The organism is Micromonospora sp. CA-240977, assembly GCF_050942285.1.
Classification (GTDB): Bacteria; Actinomycetota; Actinomycetes; order Mycobacteriales; family Micromonosporaceae; genus Micromonospora.
Window position 1 is genome coordinate 227,172 of sequence record NZ_CP192055.1, and the last position, 20,579, is coordinate 247,750.

The window sequence follows — 20,579 nt, forward strand, 5'->3', positions numbered from 1 at the left end:
TTTTCGCCCACCCCGGTGGTCGCGGCGGTGTCGCTGGGGGATGCTGTTCCGGTGGCGGAGCCGGAGCTGGTGGATGTGGTCGTGGTGGGGCTCGGGGTCGGCGGCGAGGAGGTCGCCGAGCGACTCGCCGAGGCCGGCCTGAGCGTCGTCGGCATCGAACGGGACCTGGTCGGTGGGGAGTGCCCGTACTGGGGCTGCATCCCCAGCAAGATGATGATCAGAGCAGCCAACGCGCTCGCCGAGGCCCGCCGGGTCGACGGGCTGGCCGGGACGGCGCAGGTCCAGCCGGACTGGGCGCCGGTGGCCCGGCGGATCCGCGAGGAGGCCACCGACACCTGGGACGACACCGTCGCGGCGGAGCGGTTCATCGGCAAGGGCGGCCGGCTCGTACGAGGCAGTGGCCGGTTCGACGGCCCGGGCCGGATCCGCGTCGGCGACCAGGTGTTCCAGGCCCGGCACGGGGTCGTGTTGGGCACCGGCACCCGTCCGTCGGTGCCGCCGATCGACGGCCTGGCCGACACCCCGTACTGGACCAACCACCAGGCGATCGAGGCCGACCAACTGCCGGAGTCGCTGCTGGTGCTCGGCGGCGGCGCGATCGGCCTGGAACTGGCCCAGGTCTTCGCCCGCTTCGGGGTGCGGGTGACAGTGGTGGAGGCACTCGACCGGGTGCTGGCCGTCGAGGAGCCGGAGGCGTCCGACGTCGCCGCAGCGGCGCTGCGCGCCGACGGCGTGGAGATCCACACCGGGGTACGCGCCGAGCGGGTCGAGCACGACGGGACCCGGTTCACCCTGCACGGTGGCGGCGGGGCCGAGTTCACCGCGGACCGGCTGCTGGTGGTCACCGGGCGCAAGGCCCACCTGGAAGAACTCGGATTGGACACGATCGGGGTGGACGCCGGCCAGCGTTACCTGCCCGTCGACGACCGTTTGCACGTCACCGACAACGTCTGGGCGGTCGGCGACCTGACCGGCGAGGGCGCCTTCACCCACATCGCCATGTACCAGGCGGGGATCGTGATCGCCGACATCCTGGCCCGCAGCCGACAGGCAACCGCGGGGGCGGACGCCAGCGGCACGTCCAGCGTGGTCGGTGGCGCGATGGGAGCGTCCAGCTCACTGGCCGCCAGCGGGTCGAGCGGGTCCGCCGGCACCATCCCGCGCGCCGACTACCGTGCGCTGCCCCGGGTGACCTTCACCGATCCCGAGGTGGGCGCGGTCGGGCTCACCGAGCGGCAGGCCCGTGAGCGCGGCATCAACGTGCAGGTCGGTTTCACGAAGCTCGGCAGCTCGACCCGGGGTTGGATCCACCGGGTCGGCGACGACGGTTTCATCAAGCTCGTCGCGGACGCCGACCAGGGCGTGCTGATCGGCGCGACGTCGGTCGGCCCGGCCGGCGGCGAGGTGCTCTCCGCACTGGTGGTGGCAGTGCACGCGGCGGTGCCGCTGAGTCAGCTCCGCCACATGATCTACGCCTACCCGACCTTCCACCGGGCCATCGAGACCGCCCTGCGCGACCTGTCCTAACGCGTGCCGCGCCGCCCGTGCCGCGCCGCGCGTGCCGTGCCGCGCCGTGCCGCGCTGCCGTGCGCGGGCGTGATCGACTCGCGTTCATGGGAAGCGCGGTGTCCGGGGGCTCTCGACACCGCAACCTCGTGAAACCCGAGTCGATCACGCCCTGATACGCGCCGTGCCATGCCGCCCGTGCCGTGCCGTGCCAACGTGCGCGGGCGTGATCGACTCGCGTTCATGGAAAGCGCGGTGTTCGGGGCCTGCCGACACCGCGACCTCCTGAAACCCGAGTCGATCACGCCCCGACCACGCCCCGAACGCGCCGTGCCGGGCCGCCCGTGCCGGGCCGCGCGGGGGGCGTATCTGGGCGTGATCGACTCGGGTTCATGGAAGGCGCGGTGTCCGGGGCCTCTCGACACCGCGACCTCCTGAAACCCGAGTCGATCACGCCCCGAACGCGCCCCGAACGCGCCGCGCCGCGCCGCCCGCGTGCGCCCGCGCCGTGCCGCGCCGCCCGCGTGCGCCCGTGCCGTGCCGCGCGTGCCGTGCCGCCGGTCCGCGTGCGGGGCGTATCTGGGCGTGATCGGCTCGTATTCATGGGAAGCGCGGTGTTCGGGGCCTGGCGACAGCGCGACCTCCTAAAATCCGAGTCGATCACGACCCGGTTGGCGTGGCCTGGTGTCGGTGGGGCGGGGGCGGTGCCGCACGGCCCCGATCTCGTGCGGCGGAATGGTGGGCGATGGGAAGAATGCGGCAGCTATTCGGCAAACGCTGGGCAGTTCGCTGTTCATTTCTTGCATTCTGGTGACGTACGATTGCGACCGTGACCAAGCGGTTGACTGAAGTTGCCAAGAAGGCCGGCGTCAGCGAGGCCACCGTCAGCCGGGTGCTCAACGGCCGGGACGGGGTTTCCGAGGCGACCCGGACCGCCGTGCTGACCGCGCTCGACGTGCTCGGTTACGAGCGGCCGACCAAGCTGCGTGGCGAACGCGCCCGGCTGGTCGGGCTGGTGTTGCCCGAGTTGCAGAACCCGATCTTCCCGGCGCTGGCCGAGGTCGTCACCGGGACTCTCGCCCAGCGTGGTTACACCCCGGCTCTCTGCGCCCGGACCATCGGCGGCGTGTCCGAGATGGACTACGTGGAGATGCTCCTCGACCACCAAGTGTCCGGGGTGATCTTCGCTGGTGGCTCGTACGCGCTCACCGACGCCCGACACGACCACTACCGTCGACTGACCGACCGGGGCCTTCCCGTGGTGCTTGTCAACGCGGGCGTGGACGAGCTGGGCTTCCCGCGGGTCTCCACCGATGACGCGGTCGCGGTCGAGCAGGCGTACGGGCACCTGCGCTCGCTCGGGCACGAACGGATCGGGATGGTGCTCGGCCCGGAGGGGCACGTGCCGTCCCGACGCAAGCTGGACGCGATGATCCGGGCCGCGGGCTGGGACGAGGCCGACGCCGAGTGTGTCGAGCGGTCCAGCTTCTCGATGGAGGGCGCGCGGGTCGCGGCGACGAAACTGGTCGAGCGCGGCGTGACCGGCATCATCTGCGCCAGCGACGTACTGGCGTTGGGCACGATCCGTGCGGCCCGGCGGTTGGGTCGCTCGGTGCCGGCCGACGTGTCGGTGGTGGGCTTCGACGACTCCGCGTTCATGACGTGCACCGACCCGCCGTTGACCACGGTGCGGCAGCCGATCGAGACGATGGGGCAGGCTGCCGTGGACCTGCTTGTCACCCAGATCGAGGGTGCCGGCGTGCTGCACGACGAGTTGCTGTTCGAGCCCGAGTTGGTGGTCCGCGGCTCGACCGCCCCCGCCCCCGGTCGCTAGCGACCCTCGCACACGACGCTTCGGCCGTCGACCGCTCCACGCGGTCGGCGGCCGTTTTCGTCGTTGCTCCGGGCGGGCAGTATCGATCGGGCCGAATGCCCCTCCATAAGGGATCAAATGCCGTCATATCCGGCCGCTTTCAGGAGCTTGCCAACATCTGCCGTAATCACGTCGTGTCCTTTCGGCACAGGGTCGATACCTTGCCGAAATGAGTCCCCCTCGCTACAGTGACTCCACTCACACCTGGCTCCGACGCAGCTACTGGGCGTCAGGTCGTATCACCGCAGATCAGCGAAGGTCATTGGAGTCACCCGTTCCCGAAGGGATGGACAGATGTCCGTACCGCAATATCGAAAGGCTGCGGCGGTCGCGCTCGTGGCCGGCCTGGGGCTCAGCCTCACGGCGTGCTCCACGAAGAGCGACGACAAGGACACGACCGCCGGCGGCAAGGTCACCATCACTGTCGACTGCCAGCCGGTCGGCGCCCAGAAAGAGCTGTTGAAGAACTGGAACGACGACGTCGTCGAGTTCCAGCGGCAGAACCCGGACATCGTCGTCAAGAGCGTGAGCGTCGGCGAGCAGTGCAACAACCCGCCGGACTTCACCGCCCGCCTCGCCGGCGGCACGGTGACCGACGTGTTCTACGGCTACATGACCGACCTCCAGCAGGTGCTGGACTCGGGCCAGGCGATGGACATCGCCCAGTACGCCAACAAGGACACGATTCCCACCTGGGACAGCGTCGACCCGGCGCTCAAGGAGGTCTTCACCGACGGCGGCAAGCTCTACGCCGTGCCGGTCAAGAACTACTCGATGGGTCTGGTCTACAACAAGGTCCTGTTCCAGAAGGCCGGGCTCGACGTCAACAACCCGCCGAAGACCTGGGCCGACGTCCGGGCCGCCGCCAAGAAGATCTCCGCCCTCGGCAACGGCATCGCTGGCTACTCGGAGTACAGCGCCGGCAATACCGGCGGCTGGCACTTCACCTCGCTGCTCTACTCCCAGGGCGGCCGCATGCTGACCGAGGACGGCAAGAAGGCCGACTTCAACAACGCCATGGGCAAGCAGGTCCTGCAGAACATCAAGGACATGCGGTACGGCGACAACAGCATGGGCTCCCGTCAGCTGCTGCAGTGGGGCGACCTGCTGACGAACGCCGGCGCGGGCAAGGTCGGCATGTTCATCGGGGCACCGGACGCCACCCAGGCGATCGTCAGCCAGTTCCAGGGCAAGTTCCAGGACTGGGCGATGAGCCCGCTGCCCGGCCAGGACGGCCCGGCGAAGGGGACGCTCGGTGGCGGCGAGGGCTACTTCTTCAAGAAGGACCTGACCCCCGAGCAGGTCAAGGCCGGCATGAAGTGGATCGCGTACCAGAAGCTGACGCCGGGCAAGGGCCAGTTCGACTACGTCCGGGCCAAGCCGCAGAACTACCCGGTGGGTCTGCCCCAGCCGCTGCTGTTCGCCAACGGCAGCGACGCGCAGAAGCAGGAACTGGAGCTGCGCAAGGCGAACGCGAACGTCGACACGGCGAACTTCGCTCTCTTCGAGGCCACCCCGGTGCCGATCAAGGGTGAGCCGCGCAACGCGCAGGCGGTCTACGCGGTGCTCGACGCCGCGATGTCCGGTGTGCTGACCAACCCGAACGCGAACATCGACGCGCTGCTCAAGACCGCCGAGGAGAAGGTCAACCAGCTCCTCGCCGCGGAGAGCTGACAGGTCGTGTGGGGGCCGGGACGCCGACCCGGCCCCCACACCATCCGCACCACATCGTCGACGTCACCGACTCACCCAGGAGTTGCCTTGGCGATCACCACCGTCCCGGAGACCCCCAGGAAACCGGGCCGCCCGCCGTCGCCGTACTCGGCGGGGTCGCAGCGCACCAGCCTCGGCCGCAAGGTACGGGACAACCTCACCGGGCACGCGTTCCTGATCGGCGCGGTGCTCTGCTTCGTCGTCTTCTCCTGGTACCCGATGGTCCGCGGCATCGTGATGAGCTTCCAGCGGACCCGGCGCGGCGAGACCACCTGGGTGGGCTGGGACAACTACTCCCGCATCATCGCCGACCCCAGCTTCTGGACGGCCTGGCAGAACACCTTCTACTTCACGGTGCTCGCGCTGGTCCTCGGGTACGTGGTGCCGTTCTTCGTGGCGATCCTGCTCAACGAGTTCCGGCACGCCAAGGGGTACCTGCGGATCCTGGTCTACCTGCCGGTGATGCTGCCGCCGGCCTCGGCGCTGTTCCTGTTCAAGTTCTACGCGTACGACCCCAGCGAGGCCGGGCTCTTCAACGCGATCCTCAAGGCACTGCACCTGCCCACCTCGCAGTGGATGCAGTCGCCGGAGATGACGATGCCGGCGATGGTGGTCGCGTCGACCTGGATGAACATGGGCGGCGCGGTGCTGATCTACCTGGCGTCGTTGCAGAACATCCCCGGTGAGCTGTACGAGGCGGCGGAGCTCGACGGTGCCGGGATCTGGCGGCGGATCCGCCACGTGACGATCCCGCAGACCCGGCTGATCCTCGCGCTCATGGCGATGTTGCAGATCGTCGCCACGATGCAGCTCTTCATCGAACCCCTGATCCTCGCCAACGGCGCGGGCGCGGAGGACTCGGCGACCTCGGTGGCATACCTCATCTACCAGCACGGGTTCTTCCAGAACGACCTCAACGGCGCCGCCGCCCTGGGCGTGATCATGCTCGTGGTGCTGGCCGGCTTCTCCGCCGTGTACGTGCGGCTGACTGCGAAACAGGACTAGGACGGCGAGGAATGGCACAGGATTCCGGAACCCGGACCCTCATCTCCCACGCCCAGCTGAGCCGGGGGCGCGGCCGGGTCATCTACTGGACGTTGCTGGTCGTCGTGGTGGCGGGGTTCACGCTCGTCTTCCTCGGACCGCTCTACTGGATGGTCACCGGGGCGCTCAAGTCCGGCCAGGAGATCGCGCAGACCCCACCGTCGCTGTTCCCGAAGGATCCGCAGCCGCAGAACTACATCGACGCGTGGAACAACCTGGCCCTCGCCAAGCTGCTGTTCAACACGTTCTACTACGCGATCGGCGCGGTGCTGTTCCAGATCGTCTTCGACAGCGCCGCTGCGTACTCGCTGTCCAAGCTTCGACCGATCTTCGGCAACGCGATCCTCGCCCTGATGCTGGGGACCCTGATGATCCCGGCAATGGTCCTCATCGTGCCGCAGTACGTGACGGTGCTCGACCTGCCGATCCTGCACATCAGCCTGCTCGACTCGCCGTTCGCGATCTGGCTGCCGATGGTCGCCAACGCGTTCAACATCTTCCTGTTGAAGCGGTTCTTCGACTCGATTCCCGAGGAGTTGATGGCGGCGGCCCTCATGGACGGGGCGACGTCGCTGCGCACGCTCTGGTCGATCATCCTGCCGCTGTCGCGCCCCATCCTCGGCGTCGTCTCGATCTTCGCCGTGACGGCGGTCTGGAAGGACTTCCTCTGGCCGAAGCTGGTCATGCCGTCGCCCGAGACCCGGACGGTAAGCGTCGGCATCTACACCTTCGCCGGGGGCACACCGATGAACGTGGTGATCGCCGCGTCGGTCATCGCCGCGATCCCGACTGTCATCATCTTCCTGATCTTCCAACGGAACATCATGTCCGGTCTGACCACGGGCAGCATCAAGGGCTGACCACCACCGCACTCCCGCGCGGCGAACAACGACAGTTCGTCCGACATATCTAGGTCCGGCGGACCCGCCGACGTACTGACGCAGAAAGCAGGTGCTCGTGTCCACAGCTGACAGAAGTCCGTGGTGGCGTGGAGCCGTGATCTACCAGGTGTATCCCCGGAGCTTCGCCGACGGAAACGGCGACGGCATCGGCGACATCGCCGGCATCCGGTCCCGGCTGAACCACCTGTCCGCCCTCGGCGTCGACGCGATCTGGTTCAGCCCCTGGTATCCCTCGCCGATGGCCGACGCCGGCTACGACGTGTCCGACTACCGCGACATCGACCCGGTCTTCGGCACCCTGGCCGAGGCGGAGGCGCTGATCGCGGAGGCGCACGAGCTGGGCATCCGGACCATCGTCGACGTCGTGCCGAACCACTGCTCCGATGCGCACCCCTGGTTCCAGGCGGCGCTCGCCGCCGGGCCCGGAGCGCCGGAACGGGACCTGTTCTGGTTCCGGCCCGGCCGGGGCCCGAACGGCGACCAGCGGCCCACCGACTGGGTCGGCGAGTTCGGCGGGCCGACCTGGACCCGCACCACCAACCCGGACGGCACCCCCGGTGACTGGTACCTGCACCTGTTCGCCCCGCAGCAGCCGGACTTCAACTGGGACCACCCCCGGGTGCGGGCGGAGTTCGAGGACGTCCTGCGGTTCTGGTTCGACCGGGGGGTGGACGGCATCCGGATCGACTCGGCCGGGCTGCTGGTCAAGGACGGGACGCTGCCCGAGGTACGACCGGACCAGCCGCACCCGTTCCAGGACCTCGACGGGGTGCACGAGATCTACCGGGGCTGGCGTCGGGTCGCCGACGAGTACGCCGATCGGGCGTTGATCGGTGAGGTGTGGCTGCCGGATCGGCAGCGGTTCGCCAACTACCTGCGCCCGGACGAGCTGCACGCCGCGTTCAACTTCGACTTCCTGGGCTGCGCGTGGGACGCCTCGGCGCTGCGCGAGAGCATCGACGGGACGCTCAGCGCGCACGCGCCGGTCGGCGCCCCGGCCACCTGGGTGCTGTCGAACCACGACGTCACCCGGCACGTCACCCGCTACGGGCGGGCGGACACCCGGTTCAGCTTCGCCGCCAAGCGCGAGGGGATCCCCACCGACCTGGAGTTGGGCACCCGCCGGGCCCGCGCCGCCGCGCTGCTCTCGCTGTCGCTGCCCGGCGCCGCCTACGTCTACCAGGGCGAGGAGTTGGGCCTCTACGAGGTCGAGGACATTCCGTACGCGCTGCGTCAGGACCCGATGTGGGAACGGTCCGGCCGGATCGACCCGGGTCGGGATGGCTGCCGCGTGCCGCTGCCGTGGGGCGGGGACGAGCCGCCCTTCGAGTTCAGCCCCGAGGGCGCCCCGGCGCCCTGGCTGCCCCAACCGGCCGACTGGAAGGACCGGACCGCCCGCGCCCAGACCGGTGACTCGGCCTCGATGCTGGAGCTGTACCGGGCGGCCATCCAGGCCCGGCGGGCCGACCCGGCGCTCGGTGACGGCGAGCTGACCTGGCTGCCCGCACCGGACGGGGTGCTCGCCTTCGGCCGTGGCGGTGGCTTCACCTGCCTGGTCAACCTCTCCGACGCGCCGGTGCCGATGCCGGCCGAGGCGGAGCTGCTGCTGGCCAGCGGTCCCCTCGACGACGGGTTGCTGCCGTCGGACACGGCGGTCTGGCTGCGTACCCCCGGATCGGCGGACGAGCCGCGCGCGGCGGACGGACCCGGCCCGACCTGATTCTGCTCGCGGTGGTGCCGGCGGCTCGTCCCGGCCGCCGGCACCACCTCACCGAAGGAAAGGAGGATCGAGGGAACGCCGCACCGACACGGGGGGATCTGGCCTGCCTGACGAAAGGGAGAGCGCAGCTCATGGCCAACCACACCACCGGCACCCCGCACCACCTTCGACACCCGACCCGGGCAGGGTTGGCCGCCATCGCCGCCACCCTGCTCGCCGCCACCTCGGTGACCGTCCTCGCGGTCACCGGCACCGCAACTCCGGCCTCGGCGGCCGGGTTGTCCCCCTTCGACATTTCCGGCCGGGGCGCCACCGTCCCGTTCGTCGAGCAGGAGGCGGAAGAGGCCGCCCACAACGGCTCGAAGATCGGCCCGGACCGGCGCTACGGCACGCTGCCGTCGGAGGCGTCCGGCCGGGAGGCGGTCACCCTCGACGCCGTCGGCGAGTACGTCGAGTTCACCCTCACCGCGCCGGCCAACGCTGTCACCTTCCGGTACAGCCTGCCGGACAGCCCGTCCGGCACCGGCCGGGACGCCGCCATCGACCTGCGGGCCAACGGGTCGCTGCTGAAATCGGTCCCGGTGACCTCGAGGTACGGCTGGTACTACGGCGGATACCCGTTCAACAACAACCCGGGCGACACCAACCCGCACCACTTCTACGACGAGACCCGGGCGATGTTCGGCAGCACCCAGCCGGCCGGCACGAAGATCCGGTTCCAGGTCTCCTCGACCGCCCAGTCGCCCACGTTCACCATCGACCTGGCCGACTTCGAGCTTGTCGCGCCGGCGATCACCAAGCCCTCCGGTGTGCTCGACGTGGTCACCGACTTCGGCGCGGACCCGAGCGGCGCGACCGACTCGACGGCGAAGTTCCAGGCGGCGGTCGACGCCGGGAAGGCCCAGGGACGGGCGGTCTGGATCCCGACCGGCACCTTCACCCTCTGGGACCACGTGGTGGTCGACGGGGTGACACTGCGCGGCGCCGGCCCCTGGTACTCGGTGCTCGGCGGCCGGCACCCCACCGACCGGAACAGGTCCGTCGGCATCTACGGCAAGTACGTCCCCGGCGGCGGCTACACCGGCCCGGTCCGCTCGCACGAGGCGAACGGCCCGAGCCGCAACGTCACGCTGCGGGACTTCGCCATCATCGGCGACATCCGCGAGCGGATCGACGACGACCAGGTAAACGCCCTGGGTGGGGCGATGACCAACTCGGTGGTCGACAACCTGTGGCTGGAGAACACAAAGGTCGGGGCGTGGATGGACGGCCCGATGGACAACTTCACCATCCGCAACAGTCGGATCCTGGACCAGACCGCGGACGGGGTGAACTTCCACACCGGCGTGACCAACTCGACCGTGACGAACACGTTCGTCCGCAACACCGGCGACGACGCGTTGGCGATGTGGGCGCAGAGCGTGCCGAACGTCAACAACTCCTTCACCCACAACACCATCGGCGTGACCCTGCTGGCGAACCACCTGGTCAGCTACGGCGGTCGGGACATCAAGATCACCGACAACGTGACTGCCGACTCGCTCACCAACGGCGGCGGCATCCACGTGGCCAACCGCTATCCGGGCGTGCAGGGCGACACCGCGGTACGGGGCACCTGGACGATCGCCCGGAACACGTTGATCCGCAACGGCAACTCGGACTACAACTGGAACTTCGGCGTCGGGGCGATCTGGTTCTCCGCCCTCAACGAGGCGTTCCAGCAGGCCACCATCAACATCACCGACACCGACATCCTGGACAGCTCGTACGCGGCGCTGCACTGGATCGAGGGCCAGACCAGCGGCATCAACCTCACAAACGTGCGGATCGACGGCGCCGGCACGTACGCCCTCCAGGTGCAGGCGCCCAGCCAGGTGTCCTTCACGAACGTGCGGGCCACCAACATCGCGCAGAGCAACCCGATGCACAACTGCGTGGGCAGTGGCTTCCAGATCACCCAGGGCAGCGGCAACTCCGGCTGGTACACGTCGACCCCGTACTGCGGCCCGTGGCCGAACCCGCAGTGGGGCGGCGGGCCGACCACGCCGCCGCCGACCACCCCGGCACCCACCACTCCGGCACCGACCACCCCGCCGCCCACCACCCCGCCGCCCACCAGTGGGGGGAACCTGGCGCTGAACCGGTCGACGACCGCGACAAGCACCAACCAGAGCTACACGTCGGCCAACGCGGTGGACGGCAACGCGGCAAGCTACTGGGAGAGCGCCAACAACGCCTTCCCGCAGTCGGTCACCGTCGACCTGGGCTCGGCCCGATCGGTCGACCGGGTGGTGCTCAAACTGCCAAGCGGTTGGGAGCAACGCACCCAGACCCTGTCGGTGCTCGGCTCCACCGACGGATCGTCCTACAGCACGCTGGCGTCGTCCGCCGGTCGGGTCTTCAGCCCCGGCAGTGGCAACACCGTGTCGATCGGCCTGCCCTCCGGTGACCGCCGCTACCTCCGGGTCACCGTCACCGGCAACACCGGATGGCCGGCCGCCCAACTGTCCGAGGTCGAGGTGTACGGCGGCACGCAGACCACCCCGCCGCCCACCACCCCACCCCCGACCACCGCGCCGCCCACGACCCCGCCGCCCACGACCCCGCCGCCCACGACCCCACCGCCCAGCGGCAACCTGGCGGCCGGGCGGTCGGTCACCGAGACCAGCCACTCCGACGTGTACGCCGCCGCCAACACAGTGGACGGCAACCCGAACACCTACTGGGAGAGCGCCAACAACGCCTTCCCGCAGTCGCTGACTGTGGACCTGGGCGACAACCGGACGGTGTCCCGGGTCGTCCTGAAACTCCCACCGTCGTCGGCCTGGCAGACGCGTACGCAGACGCTGGCGGTGCTCGGCTCCACGAACGGCTCGTCCTTCAGCACGCTGAAGGCGTCGGCCGGCTACACCTTCAACCCGGCCAGCGGCAACACGGTCACCGTGACCTTCACGGCGACCACCCAGCGGTACCTGCGGCTGACCGTCACCGGTAACACCGGCTGGCCAGCCGGTCAGCTCAGCGAGTTCGAGGTCTATTCCAGCTGACTCGGGCGCCCCCGCCCGTCCAGGGCGGGGGCCATCCGATCCGGGCGGTCCGGGGCGACGCAGCCCCGGCCCTCCCACCCCGTCCCCCACCCGCACCGTCCCCCACCTGTCGCGGAACGACGGGCGTACCCCTGCACCCGTCGCCGGGCAACGCACCCGCACCCACCCCCGAAAGAGGTGTAGCGACCCCATGTCCATCACCGGCACCAGACGAGGCACGCCGCCGAGCGGCGCGCCCAATCCCGTCCCCCGCACCCGCGGCCGGCGACTCCTCGCCGGCGCACTCGCCGGGATGCTCCTGGCCACCGCCCCGGTCGTCACCCCCGCGGCGACCGCGGCACCGGCGGCCGACCCGTCCGCGGCCGCCGCGCGCGTGGCGATGCTCGCCGGGCTCTCGGCCACGATGACCGCCAGCAGCTACAACCAGAACTACGTGGCGGCCAACGCCAACGACGGCAACGCGTCGACCTACTGGGAGAGCGCCAACAACGCGTTCCCGCAGTGGATCCAGGCGGACCTGGGCGCCACGGTCAGCGTCGACCGGGTGGTGCTCAAGCTGCCGCCGTCGTCGGACTGGCAGACCCGCACCCAGACCCTGTCGGTGCTCGGCTCCACCGACGGCTCGTCCTTCAGCACACTGAAGGCGTCCGCCGGCTACACCTTCAACCCGTCCACCGGCAACACCGCGACCGTCAGCTTCACCGCCGCCAGCACCCGCTACGTGCGGGTGCAGGTCACCGGCAACACCGGCTGGCCGGCGGCGCAGCTCTCCGAGGTCGAGGTGTACGGCGCTACCGGCAGCACCGACACCCAGGCCCCCAGCGCCCCGGGCAACCTGGCGTACACCCAGCCCGCCAGCGGGCAGATCCGGCTCACCTGGTCCGCGTCCTCGGACAACGTCGGGGTCGCCGGTTACGACGTGTACGCGGGCGGCGCGCTGCGCGGCAGCGTCAACGGCTCGACGCTCACCTACACCGACAACCAGTCGGACAGCGCCACTGTCTCGTACTACGTGCGGGCCAGGGACGCGGCCGGCAACCAGTCGGCGAACAGCAACACAGTGACCCGGACCGGCACCGGCAACCCGCCCACCGGGAGCAACCTGGCGGTCGGCAAGCCGATCACCGCCTCCGGATTCGTGCACACGTTCGTGGCCACCAACGCCAACGACAACAACGTGGCCACCTACTGGGAGGGCAACGGCAACCCGAGCACGTTGACAGTGCAGCTCGGCGCGAACGCCAGCCTCAGCCAGGTCGTGCTCAAGCTGAACCCGGACTCGGCCTGGGGTGCGCGTACGCAGAACATCACGGTGCTCGGCCGGGACCAGAGCTCGTCGTCCTTCACCACGCTGGTGGGCGCGGCGAACTACACCTTCAACCCGGCCAGCGGCAACACGGTGACCATCCCGGTCTCCGCCGCCGCGGCCGACGTCCGGCTCTCGATCGCCTCGAACACCGGCGCCCCGGCCGGGCAGGTGGCCGAGTTCCAGGTCTTCGGCACCCCCGCGCCGAACCCGGACCTGACAGTGACAGGCATGTCGTTCAGCCCGTCCGCGCCCGTGGAGACCAGCACCATCACGCTCTCCGCGACAGTCCGCAACGCGGGCTCGACGGCCTCCGGCGCGACAAACGTCAACTTCTACCTGGGCTCCACCCGGGTCGGCACCGCGTCGGTCGGTAGCCTCGCGGCCGGCGCGTCGACAACTGTCAGCGCCAGCATCGGCACCCGGGACTCGGGCAGCTACCCGCTCAGCGCGAAGGTCGACGAGTCGAACACCGTCGTCGAGTCCGACGACACCAACAACAGCTACACCAACCCCAGCCCGCTGGTGGTCGGCGCGGTCGCCAGCTCGGACCTTGTCGCCTCCGCCGTCGACTGGTCACCGGGCAACCCGCCGCCGGGCAGCACCGTCACCTTCTCCGTGTCGATCCGCAACGCCGGCAACCAGGCGTCCGCGTCCGGTTCGCACGGCATCACCCTGACCGTGCTCAACGAATCCGGCACCGTGGTCCGTACCCTGACCGGCTCGTACTCCGGTGTGATCAACGCCGGCGCGACGGTCGGCCCGGTCAACCTGGGCACCTGGACCGCCGCGAACGGCAAGTACACCGTTCGGGTGGTGCTCGCCGTGGACGGCAACGAGTTGCCGGTCAAGCAGACGAACAACACGAGTGACCGTCCGCTCTTCGTGGGGCGCGGCGCGAACCTGGGCTACGACATGTACGAGGCCGAGGACGGCACGACCGGCGGCGGCGCCGGGCAGGTCGGCCCGAACCGGGAGATCGGCAACCTCGGCGGTGAGGCGTCCGGACGCCGGGCGGTCACCCTGAACAGCACCGGCGCGTACGTCGAGTGGACCACCCGGGCGGCGACAAACACCCTTGTCACCCGCTTCTCCATCCCCGACTCGGCGGGTGGCGGGGGGATCGACTCGACGCTGAACATCTACGTCAACGGCACTCTGCACAAGCCGATCAACCTGACCTCCAAGCACATCTGGCTCTACGGCGCGGAAGCCAGCCCGAGCGACTCGCCGAGCGCCGGCCCGCCTCGCCACCTGTACGACGAGGCGAACGTGATGCTGAACTCGACAATCCCGGCCGGCAGCAAGATCCGTTTGCAGAAGGACCCGGCCAACACCACCACGTACGCGATCGACTTCGTCAACCTGGAGCTTGTCGCACCGCGGGCCAACCCGGACACGGCCCGTTACCGGGTGCCGGCCGGCTTCAGCCACCAGGACGTCCAGAACGCGCTGGACGCGGTTCGGATGGACACCACCGGCAACCTGATCGGCGTCTACCTGCCGGCCGGCACGTACGAGACCGCGCAGAAGTTCCAGGTGTACGGCAAGCCGATAACGGTGGTCGGCGCGGGCATGTGGTACACCCGCTTCCAGACGCCGACCGGCCAGCAGAACACCGACGCGGGCTTCCGGGTGGAGTCCTCGGCCAGCGGGTCGTCCTTCTCGCACCTGGCCTTCTTCGGCAACTACACGAACCGCATCGACGGGCCGGGCAAGGTCTGGGGTGAGCTGAAGGACGTCGACAACATGACGTTGGACAGCGTCTGGGTCGAGCACACCGTCTGCGCGTACTGGGGGGTGAGCGTCAGCGGGTTGACCATCCGCAACAGCCGCTTCCGGAACACCTTCGCCGACGGGGTGAACCTGACAAACGGCAGCACCAACAACCTGATCACCAACACCGAGGGCCGGTCGAACGGTGATGACGCGTTCGCCCTCTTCTCGGCCACCGACCAGGGCGCGTCGACAGGCAACAACGGCAACGTGTTCGAGAACCTCACCGCCACGCTGACCTGGCGGGCGGCCGGGCTGGCGGTCTACGGCGGCTACAACAACATCTTCCGCAACCTGTACATCGCGGACATGTTGACGTACTCCGGGATCACCATCAGCTCGCTGGACTTCGGCTACCCGTTCATCGGGTTCGGGGCCAGCCCACCGACCCAGTTCCAGAACATCTCGCTGATCCGGGCGGGTGGGCATTTCTGGGGCTCCCAGACGTTCCCCGCGATCTGGGTCTTCTCCGCCTCGAAGGAGTTCCGCGGCATCCGGGTGTCCGACGTGGACATCGTCGATCCGACGTACTCGGGAATCATGTTCCAGACCAAGTACAACGGATCGCAGCCGGAGAACCCGATCACCGACACCGTCTTCACCAACATCTCGATCAGCGGCGCCCGCAAGAGCGGTGACGCGTTCGACGCCAAGTCGGGCTTCGCGGTCTGGGCCAACGAGATGCCGGAACCCGGTCAGGGCCCGGCGGTCGGCTCGGTCACCTTCAACAACCTGCGACTGACGAACAACGCGGTGGACATCCGCAACACCACGTCGACCTTCACCATCAACCGCAACTGAGCTGACCCGCACCGGATGCCGCCGGGAGGTGCCCTCCTCCCGGCGGCATCGTGCCGTGCCGTCCCTCGCCCGCCACGAACCGGGCCGCTCCGGCCGCCGCGTCGGTGGCCAGCGAGTCCATCCCGTACGCCAACTCGGTCGCCAGCGCCTCCGGCTCACCGCGACCGCCGCCGGCCAGCACCGCCGCCCGGTCGTTGCGCAGGCAGGTCTGCGGGTGCCGGGCGATCGCCGCCGCCAGCTCCTCGGCCGCGGCCCGCGCCTGGCCGGGCGGCACCAACCGATTGACCAACCCCATCGAGTACGCCTCGTCCGCCGGCACCGGCCGGCCGGTGAGGATCAGATCCATGGCCCGGCTCTCGCCGATCAACCGGGGTAACCGCACGGTGCCACCGTCGATCAGCGGCACCCCCCAGCGGCGGCAGAACACCCCGAACGTCGCGTCGGACTCGGCGACCCGCAGGTCGCACCAGAGCGCCAGCTCAAGCCCACCCGCCACCGCGTACCCGGAGATCGCCGCGATCACGGGTTTGCTGAGCGTCATCCGGGTCGGGCCCATCGGGCCGTCGCCCTCCGGCTCGACCCGGTTGCCGCTCGGCGTGCCGAGGGCCTTGAGGTCGGCTCCGGCGCAGAACGTGCCACCGGCACCCCAGAGCACTGCCACCGCCGCGTCCGGGTCGGCCTCGAAGGCGCGGAAGGCGTCCGCCAGTGCCCGGGCCGTCGGCCCGTCGACGGCGTTGCGAGCGGCCACCCGATCGAGCACGACGGTGGTGACCGGCCCGGCACGCTCCACCCGCACACCCATCAACCCAGCATGCCCGCCGCACCCCGCCCCCACAATCCCCGTCGATCTTGCACGCGGTGCCCTGGTCCCGGAAGGTGTGGCGGTCCGCCGGGGCAGCAACCGATAGATCGCGCTCGGTGACGAATTTGTCGCCCGCGACCGGTTTGCGGCCCTCTTCGCCGGGAAGTCGGTACCCGTGCGAGCACTTTTGACGAAAGTTGAGCAGGCGTCCCAGCTGGACCGGACCGGTGACCGGTTGCAGCGCGTGGTCCTGAGCACGCTGCGTCCGCGGCGACTGCGGGACCTGCTGCACGGCGTGACCCTCGGGCACCCACTACACCCGGCGATGGTGCAGGTCCCGGTCGGCGCGTGGATCAGCGCCGCCGTGCTGGACCTCATGCCCGGACAACGTCGACCCGCCACCGTGCTGGTCGGCGTGGGCACCGTCAGCGCGGTTCCGGCGGCGGTCGCCGGACTGAACGACTGGGCGGCACTCGCCCGGGACCAGCGCCGGGTCGGTCTCGTGCACGCCGCCGCAAACACCGTCGGCCTGACGCTGTACGCCGGCTCGCTTGCCGCACGGCTGTCCGGTCGGCACGGCGTCGGCCGCGCGCTCGGCTTCCTCGGGCTCTCGACAGTGAGCCTCGGGGCGTACATCGGGGGTCACCTCGCGTACAAGCAGGGGGCGCAGGTCAACCAGAGCATCTCCGAGTTGCGTCGGATGACCGACGGCTGGCACTCGCTTGCCGACATGGCGACGTTGCCGCAGCGCACGCTGATCACCCGAGAGGTGGACGACGACATCTCGGTGATCCTCTACCGGCACGGTGACGAGGTGACAGTGATGTTGGAGCGCTGCCCGCACCAGAGCGGGCCGCTCGGCGAGGGCGAGGTGCAGGAGATCGACGGCCACGCCTGCGTGGTCTGTCCGTGGCACGGCAGCGCGTTCCGGCTCAACGGCGGCGAGGTAGTGCAGGGGCCTTCCGGCAACGACCAGCAGATCCTGCCCACCCGGATCCAGAACGGCGTGCTCCAGACCCGTCTGCCCTGACCGCCACCTCCCGCTGCCGTGTGCCGTGCGCGTCGTCGCGTGCCACCGACCCCGAAACTCCGCTCATCAGCAGCCCGGGCCTCGCCCCGAGCCGCTCAGCGGCACGCGTCAGCCGCGTCGGTGTCGGCCGACCGGCGGTCCGTCCGGTACGGCACCCAGGCCGTGCCCGCTGCCGAGAAGCCCGTCTCCGGCACCGTCGTCACCCCAACCGCCGTCAGCCCAACCGTCGCCACCACCCGGGCCCGGCTCAGCGGCGGGCGTCATACCGCTGCCGGGAGGTGTGAACGCGCCGCCCCCGGGAGGTGCGATTCGACCTGCGGCGGGCGCGGTGTCGGCGTTGCCGCTCGTGTTGCTGCCGACCAGGCCGGTGTTCCGGGCGCCGCCGCCCCGGGTCCTGCGGGCGGACACGGCCAACCGGGGTGCCGCTCCGGCGGTGGCCGGGCGGCGGCGCAGCCCCAGGACCGCGCCGATCTGAGCGCCGACGATGCTCGCCACGGCCAGTACGGCCGAGACGGCGAGCGGTCGGTTCACCCGGTCCTCGGTGCCGGCTCGGGCGGCGCCGACGGTCATCGCGGGTGGTTGGCCCGCCGATTCCGTACCGCTGGATGGTGGTGTCGGGGCCGGCGGCTCCGGTGCGGTCCGTTCGGGCGCCGGCCGGGGCGCTGGCGGCTTGGGTGCCGCCGGCCGGTCGACGAGCCGTCCGGTGGCGTGCTGCCGGGCCCCCTGGTCGGCGGCCTCCGTGGGCAGTCGGAGCAGCTGACCCGGGCGGATGCGGTCCGGGTCGTCGAGCTTGTTCAGCTTGGCGAGCTGTCGGTAGTCGCCGAACTCGTCCAGATAACGGTCGGCCACCTCGCCGAGGTAGTCACCCCGCGCCACCCGGTACACCGGCGCGGCCTTGTCGTCGGCTGTCGAGCCACCGGGTGCGGCGGACCCGGCCCTGCCGATCGGCCCGCTCCGCGCCAGCGGGGCCGCCGTGTCGGGCGTCGCGCCCACGCGCGTCGGCGCGGCCACTGTGGCGGCGGCCGAGGCGTTCGGACTCGCGTACGCCGGTGCGCCGTAGACCGCCGCGGCGCTGGCGGCGGCCGGGCTGGCGGCGAGGATCAGCGCGACCGAGCCGACCAGCGCGGCGGCGGCCTTCTGCTGGCGACCCATCCCGGGCAGCTTCGGTGCCGGGCGGCGCAGGCTCTGTGCCCCCAACTCGACGAGGACGGAGAAGGCGAACGTGGCCCAGCCGAACCAGCCGGCCACCGCCAGGGCCCGCAGGAAGAGCTGGCCGTCGTCCCTGCTGGTCAGCGCGGTGCCGATCTCGGCGAGGGTGGGAAGGTGATCAGGCAGGGGATTGCCAGCGAAGGCCAGCAGCGCGATCGGCGCGCCAAACAGCAGCGCGCAGAGCACGGCCAGCGCGCCGAGGCCGGTGAGGATGCGTCCGGTCCGCCGTACGACGGACCCAGCCGATACGGGCATGGCTGCCTTCCCTTCCTACGGTGCTGCTGCGGTGATGGCCCGCGCTGTCGCATCGCCGGTGACGATGACCGTCTCGTCCTGGACGAAGAGTCCGAGCATCGTGCGGTTGTAGGTGATCGTGACGGTGACCCGGATCAGGGTCTCCCCGGCGACCTCGGGGAAGCTCACCGTGTGGCCGCTGGTGCCCGCGGCGGCGGCCAGGTAGTTGGCGACCGCCACCCGCGCCTCGTCCTCGTCGATCCGGGTCGGCCGGCCGTCGATCGCGGCCGCCCGGTCGATGGCCTGACCACCGGTGCGGGCGGCCTCGGCGGCCAGGTTCTCGGCCCGTTGCAGGGTGCGTAGCTGGCCGGCGCCGTCGTAGGAGAGCCCCACGATGGCCAGTACGCCGATCATCGTCACGGCCAGGAAGATGCTCACCCGGCCCTGTTCGCCCGAGTGGGTGCGTCCGGTGGTGGCTGTCATTGCCGGCCCCGGTAACGGTCCAGTGGCGAGGTGAAGGTCGCGCTGATCCGTCGCTCGTCCGGCATCCCGGGCAGGATGTCGAGGGAGATGTCCCGGAACGACACCAGGCAGACAAGCGTCACAGTGACCGTCGCGTCCGTACCGATCGTGCTGCTGTAGACGTCGTCGAAGCTGATCGGGGCGCCGCCCACCCGGGCGGTGAGTTCCGGGTCCAGTTCGTTGGCGCAGGCCAACCCGTGCCAGTCCAGCTGATCCTGGATGGCTGTCAGCGCCGCTTCCCGGGCCGTGGCCGAGTCCCGGGAGATCGACGCGGCACGGGCGGCGTCGTGGACCGCGGCCTCGATCGCCTCCGCCGCCACCGCGGTACGCCCGACGACGCCGGCCAGCACCATCAGCGCGATGAACGCCGGGGCGAGCACCGCCACCTCGATGGAGACCGAACCCCGTTCGGCGGCGCGGCTCATGGCTCGGTCAACCTCTCCACCGTCCCGTGGGCGGTCTGCTGTACCGCGAAGTCCACGCCCGGCACCACCGACAGGGACCGTCCGCTCACCGTGCAGGTGACCTCGGCGTCGTCGATGATCACGCAGGTCGGGCCGGGCGTGTCCCAGCCCACCAGCCAGCCGCCGGCGACCTGGAGGAACTGGGTGGCGCTGGCCACGCCGGCCCCGTTCGCCGCCTGGTAGGGCCGTTGCGCGTTGACCCCGCTCTGCGCGGCGTTCAACGCGGTCGAGCGGGCGAGGAAGACGGCCGCGATCTGGATCGAGGCGAAGAGCAGCACCAGGATCAGCGGCATCAGCACGGCCAGCTCCACCGGATTGGCACCCCGCTCCCGGTCGCCGCCCACGAGTCGGCGCCGGGTGGCGGTGACCGCCCGGCGCCACCTCGGGTACGTGGCTCGACTCATGCCGGTTGTTACGGGACCGGGTTCTGGAAGTTCGGGATGTTCGTCATCCAGTTGTTGGCCCGGTTCAGGGCCAGGCCGGTGACGACCGTCGCCACGAAGACCAGCCCGAAGATGATCACCGCGGTGGGCACCGGGCTGTCGCCGCGCTCGCCGTCGTGGCGAAGCTCGGCCAGGCGCGTCGTCAGCACGACGTGCAGATAGCTGAGGATGGACATGACGTGCTCCT

Annotated in this window: 14 protein-coding genes and 1 pseudogene; 9 read left to right on the top strand and 6 right to left on the bottom strand. The window is 70.3% G+C overall.

All coding sequences use genetic code 11. The features are described 5' to 3' along the window. The first annotated feature begins 51 nt into the window (after window positions 1-51). From ACQPWW_RS01170 to ACQPWW_RS01205, 8 genes are all read left to right on the top strand, one after another. Entirely contained in the window at window positions 52-1,527 is a 1,476-nt protein-coding gene (locus ACQPWW_RS01170; RefSeq protein WP_433128248.1) for a dihydrolipoyl dehydrogenase family protein, read from the top strand. An 808-nt stretch (window positions 1,528-2,335) separates the two neighbouring features. Further along, window positions 2,336-3,340: a LacI family DNA-binding transcriptional regulator gene (locus tag ACQPWW_RS01175; RefSeq protein WP_433128250.1), complete on the top strand. Its 1,005-nt coding sequence runs from the start codon at window positions 2,336-2,338 to the stop codon at window positions 3,338-3,340. Window positions 3,341-3,673: 333 nt separating this feature from the next. Next, window positions 3,674-5,053: an ABC transporter substrate-binding protein gene (locus tag ACQPWW_RS01180; protein WP_433128252.1), complete on the top strand. Its 1,380-nt coding sequence runs from the start codon at window positions 3,674-3,676 to the stop codon at window positions 5,051-5,053. A gap of 87 nt (window positions 5,054-5,140) precedes the next feature. Next, complete coding sequence (locus ACQPWW_RS01185; protein ID WP_433128254.1) at window positions 5,141-6,097, top strand: carbohydrate ABC transporter permease; 957 nt, start codon at window positions 5,141-5,143, stop codon at window positions 6,095-6,097. A gap of 11 nt (window positions 6,098-6,108) precedes the next feature. Further along, complete coding sequence (locus tag ACQPWW_RS01190) at window positions 6,109-6,996, top strand: carbohydrate ABC transporter permease (RefSeq protein WP_433128256.1); 888 nt, start codon at window positions 6,109-6,111, stop codon at window positions 6,994-6,996. 136 nt (window positions 6,997-7,132) lie between these two features. Further along, window positions 7,133-8,758, top strand: coding sequence for a glycoside hydrolase family 13 protein (locus tag ACQPWW_RS01195; protein ID WP_433128258.1), 1,626 nt, complete (start codon window positions 7,133-7,135; stop codon window positions 8,756-8,758). Window positions 8,759-8,889: 131 nt separating this feature from the next. Next, window positions 8,890-11,805, top strand: coding sequence for a galactose-binding domain-containing protein (locus ACQPWW_RS01200; protein WP_433128260.1), 2,916 nt, complete (start codon window positions 8,890-8,892; stop codon window positions 11,803-11,805). Window positions 11,806-11,995: 190 nt separating this feature from the next. Beyond that, window positions 11,996-15,688, top strand: a complete 3,693-nt coding sequence (locus ACQPWW_RS01205; RefSeq protein ID WP_433128262.1) for a discoidin domain-containing protein — start codon at window positions 11,996-11,998, stop codon at window positions 15,686-15,688. Here the strand turns inward: ACQPWW_RS01205 and ACQPWW_RS01210 are convergent. Continuing rightward, the gene (locus ACQPWW_RS01210) at window positions 15,675-16,490 is read right to left on the bottom strand and encodes a crotonase/enoyl-CoA hydratase family protein (protein ID WP_433128264.1); all 816 of its coding nucleotides are present in this window, start codon (window positions 16,488-16,490) and stop codon (window positions 15,675-15,677) included. The two genes, ACQPWW_RS01205 and ACQPWW_RS01210, sit on opposite strands and share 14 nt — an antisense overlap. A 175-nt stretch (window positions 16,491-16,665) precedes the next feature. On the opposite strand from ACQPWW_RS01210, the gene ACQPWW_RS01215 reads away from it, so the two are divergent. Beyond that, window positions 16,666-17,520, top strand: a complete 855-nt coding sequence (locus ACQPWW_RS01215; protein WP_433128266.1) for a Rieske 2Fe-2S domain-containing protein — start codon at window positions 16,666-16,668, stop codon at window positions 17,518-17,520. Window positions 17,521-17,913: 393 nt separating this feature from the next. Here ACQPWW_RS01215 and ACQPWW_RS01220 read toward each other — a convergent pair. From ACQPWW_RS01220 to ACQPWW_RS01240, 5 genes and pseudogenes are all read right to left on the bottom strand, one after another. Beyond that, a pseudogene (locus tag ACQPWW_RS01220) lies at window positions 17,914-18,984 on the bottom strand (LysM peptidoglycan-binding domain-containing protein); the annotation flags it as partial. 15 nt (window positions 18,985-18,999) lie between these two features. After that, window positions 19,000-19,446 carry a hypothetical protein gene (locus ACQPWW_RS01225; protein ID WP_433128268.1) on the bottom strand — a complete coding sequence of 149 codons (447 nt, stop codon included), beginning with the start codon at window positions 19,444-19,446 and terminating at the stop codon, window positions 19,000-19,002. Beyond that, a complete protein-coding gene (locus ACQPWW_RS01230; RefSeq protein WP_433128270.1) occupies window positions 19,443-19,910 on the bottom strand; it encodes a TadE/TadG family type IV pilus assembly protein in 468 nt (155 codons plus the stop codon). The genes ACQPWW_RS01225 and ACQPWW_RS01230 overlap by 4 nt, the downstream gene beginning before the upstream one ends. After that, window positions 19,907-20,353, bottom strand: coding sequence for a TadE/TadG family type IV pilus assembly protein (locus tag ACQPWW_RS01235; RefSeq protein WP_433128272.1), 447 nt, complete (start codon window positions 20,351-20,353; stop codon window positions 19,907-19,909). Before ACQPWW_RS01235 ends, ACQPWW_RS01230 begins: the two co-directional genes overlap by 4 nt. Window positions 20,354-20,361: 8 nt before the next feature. Then, window positions 20,362-20,568 (bottom strand): hypothetical protein, encoded by a 207-nt coding sequence (locus ACQPWW_RS01240; RefSeq protein WP_433128274.1) that lies wholly within the window; start codon window positions 20,566-20,568, stop codon window positions 20,362-20,364. Between the last annotated feature and the right edge of the window lie 11 nt (window positions 20,569-20,579).

Bases quoted from the DNA above. Each gene is read 5' to 3' on its own strand.
- ACQPWW_RS01180 (WP_433128252.1), top strand. From the start codon at position 3,674: ATGTCCGTACCGCAATATCGAAAGGCTGCGGCGGTCGCGCTCGTGGCC.
- ACQPWW_RS01190 (WP_433128256.1), top strand. From the start codon at position 6,109: ATGGCACAGGATTCCGGAACCCGGACCCTCATCTCCCACGCCCAGCTG.
- ACQPWW_RS01200 (WP_433128260.1), top strand. From the start codon at position 8,890: ATGGCCAACCACACCACCGGCACCCCGCACCACCTTCGACACCCGACC.
- ACQPWW_RS01205 (WP_433128262.1), top strand. From the start codon at position 11,996: ATGTCCATCACCGGCACCAGACGAGGCACGCCGCCGAGCGGCGCGCCC.
- ACQPWW_RS01210 (WP_433128264.1), bottom strand. From the start codon at position 16,490: ATGGGTGTGCGGGTGGAGCGTGCCGGGCCGGTCACCACCGTCGTGCTC.
- ACQPWW_RS01225 (WP_433128268.1), bottom strand. From the start codon at position 19,446: ATGACAGCCACCACCGGACGCACCCACTCGGGCGAACAGGGCCGGGTG.
- ACQPWW_RS01230 (WP_433128270.1), bottom strand. From the start codon at position 19,910: ATGAGCCGCGCCGCCGAACGGGGTTCGGTCTCCATCGAGGTGGCGGTG.
- ACQPWW_RS01235 (WP_433128272.1), bottom strand. From the start codon at position 20,353: ATGAGTCGAGCCACGTACCCGAGGTGGCGCCGGGCGGTCACCGCCACC.
- ACQPWW_RS01240 (WP_433128274.1), bottom strand. From the start codon at position 20,568: ATGTCCATCCTCAGCTATCTGCACGTCGTGCTGACGACGCGCCTGGCC.